At 61.9% G+C, this 14,319-nt stretch carries 16 protein-coding genes; 10 read left to right on the top strand and 6 right to left on the bottom strand.

What is annotated here, in order from left to right; translation table 11 throughout:
- Positions 1–12: 12 nt before the first annotated feature.
- From B0E55_RS03835 to B0E55_RS03825, 3 genes are all read right to left on the bottom strand, one after another.
- On the bottom strand, positions 13–588 hold the full coding sequence (locus B0E55_RS03835; protein WP_080909126.1) for a TetR/AcrR family transcriptional regulator: 576 nt from the start codon (positions 586–588) through the stop codon (positions 13–15).
- A complete protein-coding gene (locus B0E55_RS03830; protein ID WP_080909125.1) occupies positions 589–1,002 on the bottom strand; it encodes a VOC family protein in 414 nt (137 codons plus the stop codon).
- 74 nt (positions 1,003–1,076) lie between these two features.
- On the bottom strand, positions 1,077–1,496 hold the full coding sequence (locus B0E55_RS03825; RefSeq protein WP_029255992.1) for a hypothetical protein: 420 nt from the start codon (positions 1,494–1,496) through the stop codon (positions 1,077–1,079).
- A gap of 106 nt (positions 1,497–1,602) precedes the next feature.
- Here B0E55_RS03825 and B0E55_RS03820 point away from each other — a divergent pair, with 106 nt between their 5' ends.
- From B0E55_RS03820 to B0E55_RS03795, 6 genes are all read left to right on the top strand, one after another.
- On the top strand, positions 1,603–1,953 hold the full coding sequence (locus B0E55_RS03820) for a helix-turn-helix transcriptional regulator (protein WP_020970449.1): 351 nt from the start codon (positions 1,603–1,605) through the stop codon (positions 1,951–1,953).
- Positions 1,946–2,491 carry a hypothetical protein gene (locus B0E55_RS03815; protein ID WP_020970450.1) on the top strand — a complete coding sequence of 182 codons (546 nt, stop codon included), beginning with the start codon at positions 1,946–1,948 and terminating at the stop codon, positions 2,489–2,491. The genes B0E55_RS03820 and B0E55_RS03815 overlap by 8 nt, the downstream gene beginning before the upstream one ends.
- Before the next feature lie 43 nt (positions 2,492–2,534).
- Entirely contained in the window at positions 2,535–3,431 is an 897-nt protein-coding gene (locus B0E55_RS03810) for an ABC transporter ATP-binding protein (RefSeq protein WP_019744869.1), read from the top strand.
- A complete protein-coding gene (locus tag B0E55_RS03805; protein ID WP_019744870.1) occupies positions 3,428–4,621 on the top strand; it encodes an ABC transporter permease in 1,194 nt (397 codons plus the stop codon). Before B0E55_RS03810 ends, B0E55_RS03805 begins: the two co-directional genes overlap by 4 nt.
- A gap of 93 nt (positions 4,622–4,714) precedes the next feature.
- Entirely contained in the window at positions 4,715–6,202 is a 1,488-nt protein-coding gene (locus B0E55_RS03800; RefSeq protein ID WP_019744871.1) for an acetyl-coenzyme A carboxylase carboxyl transferase subunits beta/alpha, read from the top strand.
- Complete coding sequence (locus tag B0E55_RS03795) at positions 6,199–7,239, top strand: hypothetical protein (RefSeq protein ID WP_060938175.1); 1,041 nt, start codon at positions 6,199–6,201, stop codon at positions 7,237–7,239. The genes B0E55_RS03800 and B0E55_RS03795 overlap by 4 nt, the downstream gene beginning before the upstream one ends.
- A 20-nt stretch (positions 7,240–7,259) precedes the next feature.
- Here the strand turns inward: B0E55_RS03795 and B0E55_RS03790 are convergent, their stop codons facing one another.
- Positions 7,260–8,531, bottom strand: a complete 1,272-nt coding sequence (locus tag B0E55_RS03790; protein WP_020908746.1) for an MFS transporter — start codon at positions 8,529–8,531, stop codon at positions 7,260–7,262.
- A gap of 177 nt (positions 8,532–8,708) precedes the next feature.
- On the opposite strand from B0E55_RS03790, the gene B0E55_RS03785 reads away from it, so the two are divergent.
- Positions 8,709–10,625 (top strand): propionyl-CoA synthetase, encoded by a 1,917-nt coding sequence (locus tag B0E55_RS03785; RefSeq protein WP_080909124.1) that lies wholly within the window; start codon positions 8,709–8,711, stop codon positions 10,623–10,625.
- A 93-nt stretch (positions 10,626–10,718) separates the two neighbouring features.
- Entirely contained in the window at positions 10,719–11,564 is an 846-nt protein-coding gene (locus tag B0E55_RS03780) for a mycofactocin-coupled SDR family oxidoreductase (protein WP_031333755.1), read from the top strand.
- An 815-nt stretch (positions 11,565–12,379) separates the two neighbouring features.
- Here B0E55_RS03780 and B0E55_RS03770 read toward each other — a convergent pair.
- Positions 12,380–12,766 carry a DUF1304 domain-containing protein gene (locus B0E55_RS03770; RefSeq protein WP_046379045.1) on the bottom strand — a complete coding sequence of 129 codons (387 nt, stop codon included), beginning with the start codon at positions 12,764–12,766 and terminating at the stop codon, positions 12,380–12,382.
- An 87-nt stretch (positions 12,767–12,853) separates the two neighbouring features.
- Between B0E55_RS03770 and B0E55_RS03765 the strand changes: the two genes are divergently transcribed.
- On the top strand, positions 12,854–13,447 hold the full coding sequence (locus B0E55_RS03765; RefSeq protein WP_080909123.1) for a TetR/AcrR family transcriptional regulator: 594 nt from the start codon (positions 12,854–12,856) through the stop codon (positions 13,445–13,447).
- A gap of 12 nt (positions 13,448–13,459) precedes the next feature.
- Positions 13,460–13,687 (top strand): GNAT family N-acetyltransferase, encoded by a 228-nt coding sequence (locus B0E55_RS32535; protein WP_302622414.1) that lies wholly within the window; start codon positions 13,460–13,462, stop codon positions 13,685–13,687.
- Here the strand turns inward: B0E55_RS32535 and B0E55_RS03755 are convergent.
- Entirely contained in the window at positions 13,645–14,235 is a 591-nt protein-coding gene (locus B0E55_RS03755; protein ID WP_020970457.1) for a TetR/AcrR family transcriptional regulator, read from the bottom strand. The genes B0E55_RS32535 and B0E55_RS03755 overlap by 43 nt on opposite strands.
- Positions 14,236–14,319 lie beyond the last annotated feature (84 nt).

Below are 14,319 nucleotides of genomic sequence, written 5' to 3'. Positions count from 1 at the left end.
ATCAAAACGGCTTCAGGAATTTTCGTGGGGAGTCAACGTCAGCAGCACGGAATCGACGGACTGCTCGGCCAGGAGCGCGTCCAACGGTAAGTGACGGAACAACGCTCGGTAATAGATCGGCGACGCCAGGGCATCCAGGACGAAGTCCAGGTCGAAGTCGCTCCGAATGTCGCCGCGTAGCCGCGCCGATTCCAGCACTGCCGCAGTGGAATCGCGTCGTGGCTGAAAGAATGCCGACTGGAAATCCCGCGCCAATTCCGGGTCCGCCGCCAGATCCGCAACCAACGCGGGCAGGATCCGCCCAACTACCGTTTCGCTCAGCCCCACAACCAATGTCGTGATGCCGGCGAACAGGTCTGCCCTGAGATCGCCGGTGTCCGGCGTTGGATCAGTACCGATGTGCGCCACGACGACGTCGACCACCAGATGCCGCTTCGACGGCCATCTCCGGTAGATGGCGGGTCGATGCACGCCGGCTCTCGTCGCCACCGAACCGATTGACAGCTCCGCATAACCGTTCTCCCCCAACAACTCCAGGGTTGCCGCCAGTACGGCGTCGTCGATCCGCTCGTCGCGGGCGCGCACCATCTACAGCACCGGTCGCGGCATGAGCACCAGACGCCAGCCGTCGGGATCTTCGAAAGTCATCCCCGCATTCTCCTCCCAGTACGGATTCTCGGCGCCAACGGGTTCGTGCCCTGCTTCACCCAACCGCTGAACTACCTCGTACATCGCCGACTCGCCGGCGAAGTAGAGCACCAACAGGTTGTCCTGCGTCGGCGCCGGGCACGGGCTTCCGTCTTCGTGGGTCGTGAATTCGAGGTGATAGTTCGAATCCGGCAGCCCCAGCATGATTCCGTCGTACCCGGCATGACCGGAGAACCGGTAGAGCTCGGGCAATCCCAGACAGTCGCGATAGAACGCAATCACGTCGTCGAGCCTGTCGGTGGGTCGCGCTATACGCACTTGCACTACTGCGAGTTCGTTCGGCCAAGTTGCCATTCTTAAACAGTACAGTACGTACCGTAATGTTTCGAGAAGATGGCCTCCAGCCTCCCGACGGCAGCTCGCTGCAACTACAAGCGATCATTCTCCGGAAACGCCGCTTTGGGCATGAACTTCGGCCTGGCGAACAGCACAGAGAGATTGGTGGGCTGCGACTCCACCGGGCGATCGGACCGATACAGCAAGGCCTGCTGCGGGGTACTCACCCATTCGCTGGCGAAAATCTCACCGATACGGCCCACCGGCACGTGCGATCCATCCTCGAGTCGAACGGTGACGTCTGCGCCGGCGTCCGACTGGCCGTACACGACCCACCACGATTCACCCTCAACGTCCCCTGGAGTGTGCTGACCGATACCGATGACGGCACCTTTTTCCATCGCATCGCGCCAGACCACTTCACGCCCTTGCGGTCCCACGCTGTAACTACCGTCCTCGCGCACCTGCACGACGAGACAAGACTTCTCGAGCACCAACTTTTCGACCACCATGCGACGCCCCTTCTGTTGCCCGAACCCTATCCGCCGACACCACCCAGAAACGACATCTTCGCGGTTCATGTTGACAAACTGTTGGGTTTTTACAACACTTTGATGCATGAGCCCAGTCCGACGGGGAGACGCGCTCCCCATCTTCAATCGCATCGGAGTGCTTCGCGCCGAGCGGAAGATGAGTCGGGCCCAACTTGCACAACTCGTCGACGTCAACCCGCAGACGGTGGGGGCGCTCGAACGCGGCGATCACTACCCCAGCCTGGATCTCGCGTTCAGGATCTGCTGGGTGTTCGACCTTCCGGTCGAAGCGGTGTTCTCCCGGACGGAGTTCGGGCCGCTGTCGACGGAGGTCTACCGGAATGCACTGTCGACGGAGGTCTACCGGAATGCACCGTCGACAGAGGTCTACCGATCTGACCGCACTACCGAGGGGAGTGAAAAGCCCAGTGCCTGAATCAAATCTGATCGACCGCTACCAGGCCCACCGCACTCGGCGGTTCCTGCAGAACGAGGAGACGTTCCGACATTGGCTCCCGAATTGGCGAACCCGTCGACGTCGGCGGATGCTCGTCATCGCCCTCGGAGTCCTGTTCGCCACGATGGTTGCCATCGGCATAGCGTGCCTGTTCAACCCACTGTTCGCGGTGGCATGGCCGGTCCTCACCCTGTTGTTCCTACCGACGTGGTCTTCACTTCAAATCGTGTCGGGCAGGCAAGGGGATGCGCCGCGGCATGCTCTGGACGAATGGGAGATCCAGCAACGCAACGACGCCCGTTCCGTCGGGTTGAGCGTGACTCAATCGTTGGTCTTCATTGTCGCCATTTTCCTCATTTTCACCTCGTCGGTGCAGTGGAATGTAGAGAGACTGCCTTACTCGGGAGGTTTATTGGCACTGACTGCAATGCTGATCGGCGCGTGCACGCCCGCGATGATTCTCTCGTGGACCAATCCAGACCCGGATCCGATTGATTCCGAAGAGTTCGACCTCTGACCCGTATTTCCGAAGCGCACCACTCGACCGATGGGAAGGACCCATGTCAGCCACCCTCACGATCGACGGCATCTCGAAACGCTACGGCGACGTCGTTGCACTCGACAACCTCAGTTTCGAAGTGCGACCAGGCGAGATCTTCGGATTCGTCGGCAGCAACGGCGCCGGCAAGACGACCACGATGCGCATTGCGCTGGGTGTGCTCGGAGCAGATTCGGGGGAAGTTCGCCTCGGCGGCAAACCCGTCGACCTCGACGTGCGTCGCACTATCGGATACATGCCGGAGGAACGCGGCCTCTACCCCAAGATGAAGGTGGGCGCGCAACTTTCCTATCTGGCCGAGCTACATGGACTCTCGAAAGCCGATGCGCATGCGGCGACAGAGCGCTGGACCGAACGTCTGGGTATCGCCGAACGCGTCAAGGACACCGTCGACTCCCTGTCCCTCGGTAATCAGCAACGTGTGCAGCTCGCGGCCGCGCTGGTTCACGATCCAGCGGTACTCGTTCTGGACGAACCGTTTTCGGGCCTTGACCCCGTAGCGGTCGATGTCATGAGTGACGTGTTGGTCGAGAAGGCTCGCACCGGTGTTCCCGTAATCTTCTCCAGCCATCAGCTGGATCTGGTGGAGCGCTTGTGCGATCGCGTGGGCATCATCAGCCGCGGCAGCATGCGAGAGATCGGAACCGTCGACGAACTACGAGGCAAGGGCGACGGCCGAATCGAAGTCTTCGCCCCTGACGCGCCGGTCGGCTGGGCACACCATCTGATCGGTGTCACCACACTGAGCCACCTCGACGGTCGAACGCTCCTGAGCGTCGACGGAACCGCCGACGATCAGCAGATCCTGCATGCAGCGTTGAAAACCGGACCGGTGCACGAGTTCACGCTACGACGTCCGTCACTGACCGATCTGTTCCGAGAGGTAGTAGCCGCATGAGCAACCAGTTGAGCGGAGGTCGAGCCATCGGGTTGGTCGCCCGACGCGAATTCATGACGCAGATCTCGAAGAAGAGTTTTGTGATCAGCAACGTCATCATTCTGGTCGCGATCGTCGGCGGCATCATCGCCTTCTCACTCTTCTCCGGCGGCGACGAGGACAAGTCGAAGATCGGCTTGGTCGGCAACCAATCACTCAGTGCCACGATGGTGTCCATCGGCGACACCCTCGGAAATCCGGTGACGGTGACGGAGGTTTCCGACGACGGAACCGCGCGTAACCAGGTCAAGGACGGCGACCTCGACGTGGCCGTGATCGCTGGATCGGGCGGCGGCGTCACTGTCGTGACCAAGAAGGAAGTGCCCACGAATCTGCGCGCCGTCATCGAGAGTTCCGTTGCACAACAGGCACAATCGAATGCGCTCTCCGCCGCGGGGATCGATCCGGCTCAGCTCGCCGAAGCCACGTCCACCGCAGTGGTCACCATCGATGCCATCGATCCCCCGGATCCCGAACAGGGCCAACGCATAGCGATGTCGATCGCTGCTGTGGTGCTCCTGTACATGCAGATCCTGCTGTTCGGAACGTACGTGGCGATGGGCGTCGTCGAGGAGAAGTCCAGTCGCGTGGTCGAGCTGCTGCTCTCCACTCTTCGTCCGCTGCAGTTGTTGTGGGGCAAGGTTCTCGGAATCGGTGCTGTCGGCCTGATGCAGATGGCTGCCTATGCCGTCGCGGGCGTCGCCACCGGACTGGCGACGGGCGTCCTGACCGTGACGGGCACCGCGATCGGCGTTCTGTTCGGCACTCTCGGGTGGTTCATTCTCGGCTTCCTCTTCTTCGCCGTGCTGTACGCCGCCGCCGGGTCCATGGTCTCGCGGCAGGAGGACGTCAACGCCACCGCGATGCCTCTCGCGCTGCTCGTCATGGCGATGGTCAGCGTGGCTTTCGTTTCGGTGAGCAATCCAGAAGGAACCCTGAGCAACGTGTTGAGTTGGATTCCGCCGTTCTCGGCAATCCTCATGCCCCTGCGCATTTCCGCCGGTGTTGCTTCTCCGTTCCAGATCGTGGGAACGATTCTGCTGATGCTGGTGGTGACTGCTGCGCTGTCGATGATCGCGGCAAAGATCTACCAGCGCTCCATCCTTCGTATCGGCAAGGTCGTTTCGTGGAAAGAGGCGTTCGGACGCTGATTCTCCAGCGCACAACTGGCGCCACGCGATCCCGGCGGCACCCCGTCCAGGTAGGTTCATCCTGGACGGGGTGCTGCTTACTTGGAGGACGTTGTGCGAATCTCGGCCGAAGAACTACTCACTGCGGTACTCGATCCCGAGAGCTTCGTCTCTTGGGACTCCCCGCCCGTCGACGTCGGACCTGGCCCGAAATACGCAGAAGACCTGGCGAAGGCCCGCGAGAAGAGCGGAGTGGACGAGTCCGTCGTCACCGGTGTCGGTACGGTTCGGGGCCGTCGAGTCGCGGTAATTGCCTGTGAATTCAGCTTTCTCGCCGGTTCCATCGGAGTCGCCGCGGCCGAGCGGATCGTGACCGCCGTCGAACGTGCTACGGCAGAACAACTCCCGCTGCTCGCCTCGCCCACCTCTGGCGGAACGCGGATGCAGGAGGGCACCGTCGCCTTCGTTCAGATGGTGAAGATCGCTGCGGCAGTGGCTGTTCACAAAGCGGCACACCTGCCCTACCTGGTATACCTGCGCAATCCCACCACCGGCGGGGTCTTTGCCTCGTGGGGATCCCTCGGCCACATCACCGTCGCGGAACCCGGTGCTCTGGTGGGATTCCTCGGACCCCGTGTCTACGAATCGCTGTACGGCGAAAAGTTTCCCGACGGTATCCAGACGTCCGAAAACTTGTATCGCAACGGCGTTATCGACGGCGTCGTACCCGTCGACCGCCTCCGTCTGCTGGTCAATCGAGCGTTGTGCGTGCTCACCGATCCCCCGGCCCCGGCGGCCACGGACCCGATTCCCTCACCCGAGATTCCCGATGTTCCCGCCTGGCAGTCGGTGATGCTCTCGCGCCGGGCCGATCGACCCGGCATCCGGCAGTTGCTCCGCCATGCCGCAACTGAACAGGTACCGCTCAGCGGCACCGGGCAGGGTGAAACCGACAAGACGATCTTGCTCTCGCTCGCCCGCTTCCGAGGCTTTCCGTGCATCCTGCTCGGCCAGGACCGCAGTGGCCAATCCGCGCTCACCACGATGGGACCGGCTGCGCTCAGGGAAGCGCGACGGGGCATGAAACTTGCCGAAGAACTACAACTCCCGCTTGTCCTCGTGATCGACACTTTGGGCGCGTCGCTGTCCAAAGAAGCTGAAGAACGTGGACTGGCCCCTGAGATCGCCCGTTGCATCGCCGACCTCGTGACGCTGAAGACCCCGACAGTGTCGGTGTTGCTCGGTCAGGGAACAGGCGGCGGGGCGCTCGCGCTGCTGCCCGCCGATCGGGTACTCGCGGCACAGAACGGGTGGCTCGCTCCCCTGCCGCCGGAAGGCGCAAGCGCGATCGTCCATCGCGACATCAGTCACGCACCGGAGATGGCGGCAGCGCAGGGCATTCGTTCGTTGGATCTGCTTCGAGACGGCGTGATCGACGCGATCATTCCCGAAACGCCTGACGCGGCCGACGAACCCGTGGAATTCTCCAAGAGGGTAGGGGCTGCGATAGCGCACGAACTCTTCATGCTTGCCGAAGAGTCGGACACCGATCGCCAGTCCTCCCGTATCGCGCGCTATCGAAACCTGGGAGTTCCGCAATGACGACGAAGGACCGGAATGCGCTGACGCTGCCGCACAGTTACGACCGCGCGGCACTCGCTCGTTTCGAATTGTTCCTGTTCGCGGGCATCGCCACCGTGTTGATCACCCGCGCTTATCTGGCGGCAACGGGCTATCCCCAGATCGGGGGCGGCGCCCTCCACATCGCACACGTTCTCTGGGGCGGATTGCTGATGGCCGTCGCCATCGTCGCGACCGCCATCACCGAAGGCTCTCGCACCCGTGACCTGGCCACGCTCGTCGGCGGAATCGGATTCGGTCTCTTCATCGACGAGGTCGGAAAATTCGTCACCGCCGACGTCGATTACTTCTACCAACCTGCCATCGCGATCATGTACGTCGTCTTCGTTCTCTTCTATCTTGCCGCGCGCGAGGTGGTAATTCGGCGCGGAATGAATGATCGTCATCGGCTCGCCATCGGGGCGCGAGCGCTCTCGGACCTCGCTCTCGGTCAGCTAGACGAGATCCAGTACAACCACGCCCTCCGTGTACTCGACGGCGTCGAAGACCGCAGCCTCACCGACCTCGTCGATTCGATCAAAGCCGGCCTGCATTCACAGACTCCGCCGACCGGCGGTATCGAATCGAAGATCACTCGTGGCCGCAACGCGTTCTTCCACCGCGCCGAGGAACTGCTCCGGCACCGTGTCGTCCGCCGACTGGTACTGACCCTGTTCGTACTGCAGGCTCTTCTGGCGATTGTCCAGGTGATCTACGCGTTGGTTTCCGAGAACGTCGTCGAGGCCGACGACGTCTCCGATTTGGTGGTCCAGATCTCCACCGTCGCAACCGGAGTTCTTGTGGTTCTGGGAGTGTGGTTCCTCTTCCGCGGCCCGTACCTGCGAGCCCTGAGACTCCTGCGGGCATCCCTCATCGTGAGCCTCCTGGTGACGCAGGTCTATCTGTTCACGCAGGACCAGTTCGGCGCGCTTTTCGGTTTCGCAGTGTCACTGTTCATGCTCGCGACACTTCGCATCGCGATTCGAAGCGAAGAGGCCGCCGCGGCTCTACCGCGGTAATTCTCTACCGCGGTAATTCTCTACCGCAGCGAGATCGCCGGCCGACTCGGTAGATCGCGGATCCCGCGGAGCGGGCCTAAGAGCAGGACCAATCCACACGGCGCGATCAGGCAGGCCATGATCCACATCGTCCCGCGCGGTCCCACCGCGTCGCCGAGGTAGCCTGCCGTCAGCGCACCGAGCGGAATGCTGCTGTGCAGCAGGAACATACTCGTTGCCACTACTCGTCCGAGGCGGTCCGGCGGACAGTAACTTTGACGGAAACTGCCGAGCACCACGTTGCACGACACGACACCCGCAACCATCACCATGCCGCCGATGCAGAACCAGAACAGGCCGGCACCGTACGTCGTCAGAGGCGCCAACAGGATGAACGGTCCCGTTACCAACTGACAGATGAGAACGCTTCGGGCAGTGCCGAATCTGCGGCCGAGCGGGCGCGCGATCATCGATCCGACAATTCCGCCCACCCCGGCAATCGCCAAGAGAAGCCCGAGTCCGAACTCCCCCACACCAACCGTCTTTTCCAAGAACACGATCTGAATCGTGGTGTACCCGGTGAGACCGAAATTGAGCAGAGTGCCGTAGACGACGATCGACCGCAGATACGGATCACCGGCGACGAATCGCAGTCCGAGCGCAATCTGCCGTCGCAACGGTTCCCGCTGATTCTGTCCGCGATGGACGGTCTCCTGCACACGAATCAGCCAGATGCATACGAAGCAGAAGGCGAACGTGAACGCGTCGACAACCAGACCGGCCGCAAGCCCGACAGTTGCAACCACCAGCCCACCGACGCTTGGGCCGATCACCCGAGTTGCGGCCTCGGCGCCCTGAATCTTCGAGTTCCCTTCGACAAGATCCGCTTCGGCGAGCACCGTGGGGAGATACGAGTGATAGGCCGCCTGGAAGAAGACCGTGGCTGTACCGGTGAGCAGCGCGACCAGGAGCAGGTGGCCGTATGTCATCGCCTCCAGGAAGCCGGCGATCGCGAGGCTCGCGAAGAGCAGCGCGCACGCAGCGTTCGCGATCATCATGATCGGACGCCGTGGCAGCCGGTCGATCCAGGCACCGGCAGGTAGTCCGACGATCAACCACGGCAACCACACTGCCGATGCCAGCACACCGATCTGGAAGCTACTCGCGTCCAGTTCGCGAAGCGCGACCAGCGGCAGTACGACGGTCGTGACACCGTTTCCGATACCGCTGACTGCGTCGCCGGTCCACAGCAGTCGGAAGTCACGCAGAGCGAGGACTCCCCAGAAGCCTGCGCGTTGCGCTGCACCTGTCACATCGATCCCCCTTTCCGTCCCTGGCTTATCCCACCCCTACGCGCCACTGGCCGACGGGACAGGCCCGCCCGGCGCAAAGGGACGGTACCCGCACCGCCACTGAGGCGCACCGCACTGACAGTGACCTAAGGTGTTTCAGGTCACCGGTAAGCGAAGTTCACGAGAGGACACACGTCGATGAGCTCTTCCGAGCAGGCGTCCCACACCACGTATGCCGACGCATATCGCGAGAGCATGGATCAGCCGGAGAAGTTCTGGCTCGACGCTGCGCGGGCCGTCGACTGGGATGTCGCCCCCACGAAGGCTCTCGACGATTCTGCCGCGCCGATCTATCGCTGGTTCCCGGATGCTTCGCTCAACACCAGCTTCAATGCCCTCGATCGGCACGTCCGCGACGGCCGCGGCGATCAGACCGCGCTGATCTTCGACTCCGCGATGGTCCCAGCCAAGACGACCTACACCTACGCCGAATTGCTCGAGCAGGTCTCACTCTTCGCCGGCGTCTTGAAAGATCAGGGTGTGGTGGCGGGCGACCGCGTGATCATCTACATGCCGATGATCCCCGAGGCCGCGATCGCGATGCTCGCGTGTGCGCGAATCGGCGCGGTGCATTCGGTGGTGTTCGGCGGCTTTGCGGCCAAGGAACTCGCAACCCGTATCGACGACGCCGGTCCAGTGGTGCTCGTGACGGCGTCCGGCGGCCTCGAACCCGGACGAACAATCGAGTACCTGCCGATGGTCGAGAAGGCTCTGCAACTGTCCGCCACGCCCGCGCACACCGTGATCGTGAAGAATCGCGAGCAGATTCCCGGCGCAGCTGCCGACTACAAGTCAAGTGCCGCAGCCTGGTTCGACTGGGACGAGCTGATCGCTGATGCAACTCCTGCCGACCCGGTGTCGGTCGCCGCGACGGATCCGCTCTACATTCTCTACACCTCGGGAACGACCGGTAAGCCCAAGGGCGTCGTCCGGGACAACGGTGGCCATGCCGTTGCCCTGACGTGGACGATGAAGAATCTCTACGACATCAGCCCCGGCCAGGTCTGGTGGACCGCCTCAGACGTCGGTTGGGTGGTCGGCCACTCCTACATCGTCTACGGGCCATTGCTCGCCGGAGCTACGACGGTCATGTACGAAGGCAAGCCCGTCGGGACCCCCGATGCAGGTGCATTCTGGCGCATCATTTCCGAATACAAAGTGTCGGCACTCTTCACCGCTCCGACAGCGATCCGCGCGGTCCGCAAGGCCGACCCGGATGCAAAAGAGCTTGCCAAGTACGACATCTCGTCGCTCGACACACTGTTCGCGGCCGGCGAGCGCTTGGATCCCGACACCTACGAGTGGGCTACTCGGATTCTCGATCGCCCGGTGGTCGATCACTGGTGGCAGACCGAAACCGGTTGGGCCATCTGCGCGAACCTGCGCGGCCTCGAACCGATGGAGATCAAAGCAGGCTCACCCACCGTCGCCTGCCCCGGATACCGTGTCGAAATCGTCGACGGCAAGGGCGAACTCGTGGGTCCGAGCACCGAGGGCAACATCGTGATCGGCCTGCCGCTTCCTCCCGGAACACTCGCCGGACTGTGGCGTGACGAGGACCGGTACGTGAAGTCCTACCTGTCGACTTTCGAAGGCTATTACCTCACCGGCGACTCCGGATACATCGACGAGGACAACTACGTCTTCGTGCTCGGACGAAGTGATGACGTGATCAATGTTGCCGGACATCGCCTTTCGACCGGAAGCATGGAGGCCGTCGTCGCCGGCCACCCGGCTGTCGCCGAATGCGCGGTCATCGGCATTCACGACGAACTCAAGGGGCAACGCCCCAGCGGCTACGTCGTGCTCAAGTCCGGCGTCGACATCGATCCCGAAACACTCCGACAGGAACTGGTCGCCCGGGTGCGAGACCAGATCGGTGCCGTCGCCACGTTCCGGGACGTCACCGTCGTCGCTGCACTACCGAAGACTCGTTCCGGCAAGATCCTCCGCAAGACCATGCGGCAGATTGCCGACAACGAGGAGTACACGGTCCCGTCGACCATCGAGGACGCGAGCGTCTTGGACGAGTTGTCCAAACTCCTTCGCGGATAAGGATTCAGAGAATTCCCCTGCCTGGCTCGCACCGAACGTAGCAGTATGAACACGTTCCAGTTTTCAACGATTCAGACGGGCAGGGGAAGTTCGATGGGCAATTTGGACGGTCAGGTCGCATTCATCACCGGAGCGGCGCGCGGTCAAGGGCGCGCACACGCCGTCAAGCTCGCGTCCGAGGGCGCGGACATCATCGCGGTGGATCTGTGCGCGCCGGTCGCAACGGCGGGGTACGACATGGCCACCGAAGCCGACCTCGACCAGACCGTCGCCCTGGTCGAAGCTCAGGGCCGGCGCATCGTCGCATCCGTCGCGGACACTCGCGACCTCGATGCCCTGAAATCAGCGGTCGACGCCGGAGTCGAGAAACTCGGCCGACTGGACATCGTGATCGCCAACGCGGGAATCGCGGCGTCGGCGAAATTGTCCTGGGACCTGAGCGCCGAAGAGTTCCGCGAGCTGATGGACATCAACGTCACCGGCGTTTGGTTGACGACCAAGGTGTCGATTCCGCACATCATGAACGGCAATCGAGGTGGATCCGTCGTGTTGATCAGCTCGATGGCCGGGCTTCGAGGCGTGCCGGGTATCGCACACTATTCCGCGTCGAAGCACGCCGTTCGGGGGTTGGCGAAGTCTCTGGCCAACGAACTCGGCTGGGCGGACATTCGGGTCAACTCCGTACACCCAGGCAATGTGCGAACGACGATGATCGACAACGAACCGATGGTTCGTGCGTTCCGTCCAGACTTGGAGAATCCTGTCCTCGCCGATACCGCTCCGATCATGTCGAAGCTGAATCTGCTGCCCCACCCGTGGGTCGACCCCGAAGTGATTGCGGATGCGGTGTTCTATCTGGTGGGGCCGGCCGGGCGCGGGATCACCGGCATCGCGTTGCCGATCGATCTCGGCACCTCGGAAAAATTCGCCGGCGGCTGAAGGCCCGAACTGATGCAGAATTGCCTCTGCCGGATGGGTCTCGAGCACCATCCGGCAGAGGCAATTCCGGCTTGATCAAGCCTTCGTAGCAACAGAACAAGTAGTCGACAACCTCATAGGCGCTCCTCGTCTGGCGTGGGAAAAACCGTTGTGGGATGCGCAACAAACCCAAGACCCAGCGTAGAAGCATTTGGCCGCAAACGCGCGTCATTCGGCACTATTTTTTTGGATTCGGGCATACTGGACAACGCTCCCACCACGTATTATGGACCCGAGTTCACACTTACAGGGGGTAGGCACAGTGACGGTCAAATACGCCGTAATGGACCCGATTCACGGAAAAGTCGAGATCTCGTTCGATGTCGACACGGGGGTCGTTGACGTCCGAAACGGCAACTCACACGCTCTGTTGACGCGTCGAGTCGATTCCCCGCGCCGTGAAGGCACACCCATCGGAACGCGCGCCGCCGCCGACTTGTTCTTCACTGTCGGTGGCGACGAAGTCGAACTCACTGTCGGCAAAGGGTTTCTGTCCCGTCGCTCGTACTCTGTCTCGGCACTCGTCGACGGCGTGAGTTTGAACTTCGCCCCAGTCGACGACGCGAACAGTGCATTCACCCGCGACGGATTGCGATCGGGCACTTCTCCAAGAACGAGGAATCCGATCCCAGACAGACCGACGCAGTCTGGTCGAGCACGCCGAGCACCGACGAACTTGTCATCGGATACGCCCTGGCCGAAGCCTTCGATTGTGGAGCACTCAACGGGGCTTTTGCCTTGATCGAATCACTGGTGCTCGGCGGCGGATAGAGCACTCAGAGCAGGTGGATTACCAGCAGAACAACGGCAATAACTGGGAAAAGCATCTGCACGACGGCTGCGCGGGCTTTGTCGGGAGACGAGAGAATCAGCACCAATCCCGCGGCAACCATCGATCCTGTGCCCGCCAGGACGAGGGCAATTCCGACCGACGCGGAGCCGGTCGCCGCAATCACGATGCCGACCGCCGAGACGATCGCCAGGAAAAGGTTGTAAAAGCCCTGGTTGAAGGCGAGCGGCTGCGTGGTGATCGCCTCTTCCTCGGACTTCACGCCGAACGTGGCGCGGGTCTTCGGGGCCGTCCAGAGAATCGATTCGAGGACAAAAATGTACACGTGCACTGCTGCGGCCAGTCCCGCGAAGATGTAGCCGGCGACGTTCATCGGTGAGCTCCTGTTGCTTCGAGTGAATTCTGTATCGTTCGGTCCAATATATACTGGACCGAACGATACAGAAAGAGCGAGGCTTTGATGGGCAGATCACAAGAATTCGACACAACAGCCGTGGTCGCTGCCGCCTTGGACGTTTTCTGGGCACGCGGATACGAAGGCGCCTCACTCGGAGACCTCGAATCCGCGACGGGGCTGAGTCGGTCAAGTCTCTACAACTCGTTCACCAACAAGCGCGGATTGTTCGACGCCGCAGCGCAGATGTACCTCGAACATGTCATCCGGCCACGTCTGCGCGGCCTCACGACAAATCCCGGGACAGACGCCGTCGACGACTACCTTTCCTCGCTTGAGCACGCGATCGGCACCATGACCGCCGACTCGCCTCGGCGCGGTTGCCTACTTCTCAATACGGCTGCCGGACTCGGCGCGCACGACGATGCGGCGGCAGCCGTGATCCGCGCCTATCGGCAAGAACTTGCCGTTGCAATTCGCAGCGGGCTACAAGCCACATTTCCGACCGAGACAGACGCCACGCTCTCAGACCGCACTCGAATCCTTCTCTCCTGCACAGTAAGTGCACTGGTCCTCGCGCGAGTTGACACCGAAGAGGCGATCGCAACTCTGGAATCCGCGCGCCGCCTGAACGAAGAGTGGCAGAGCCGGAACACGTAGGCTGTAACCGCACTGTCCGAGTGGGCATTCCGCGAAGTAGGGTTTCATCGCTTGGAACTCGAGCACTCGATCCACAACCCACGATCGTGCCGAGTCGCCACCAAAGCAGGCTTCAGCGAAGAAGGTGTTCGACGAGGCTCCGCCAGGCACGCCGACGGCTGGCACGACATGCATGTCCACGCCCGACTACGTAGCGATCAGCCTTCGGCACCGACCCGCGCCGCGAGCGCAAGTGTCTGATCCACCAATTCCGCAACTCGCTGCGGCGCGACCGGTTCGAGGTCGAACAGAATTCGGTAGATGATCGGTGCCACCACGTGGTCCACTACCGAATCACCATCCACGTCAGCAGCTTCCGGCCAACGAGCTAGTATCACGTCGATCTGTGTCCGACAGAAAAAGGCGCACTTGAACTTCTTCGTGCCGTCCGGTGCGTGCGTCTGGTCGTCGCTCATCAGCACATCTCGCAGCGATGCGCGACCGACGGGTGCAGACATCTCCTCCAGATAGTCCTGCGCCCAGATCGTCAGATCCCCTCGGAGCGAACCCGTTTCACGCGGGTCGGCGTCCGGTCGCAATCTCTCGATCGAGACATCGGCAAAGACTTCGTTGATGTCGCCCCACCGCCGATAGATGGTCGACGGGGTCACACCCGCATCGGTTGCGATCATCGGCACCGTGATCTCTGCCCGATCACGCTGTTCCAACAACTTGCGCGCCGACGCATGCACTGCCTGTTGGATGCGCGCACTGCGGCCACCGGGGCGCGGACCTGCGGACGGACTCATAAATCAATACTAACGCAAAGATGTTGCATTAGGCTACGGCCAGGCGTAGCGTCCCAAACGCAAAGTATTTGCGTTTGAAGTCTT

The organism is Rhodococcus sp. 66b (assembly GCF_002076325.1).
Taxonomy (GTDB): domain Bacteria; phylum Actinomycetota; class Actinomycetes; order Mycobacteriales; family Mycobacteriaceae; genus Rhodococcus_F; species Rhodococcus_F erythropolis.
The sequence above is the reverse complement of the archived record's forward strand: the minus strand, read 5'-3'. Positions and strand labels throughout refer to the sequence as shown.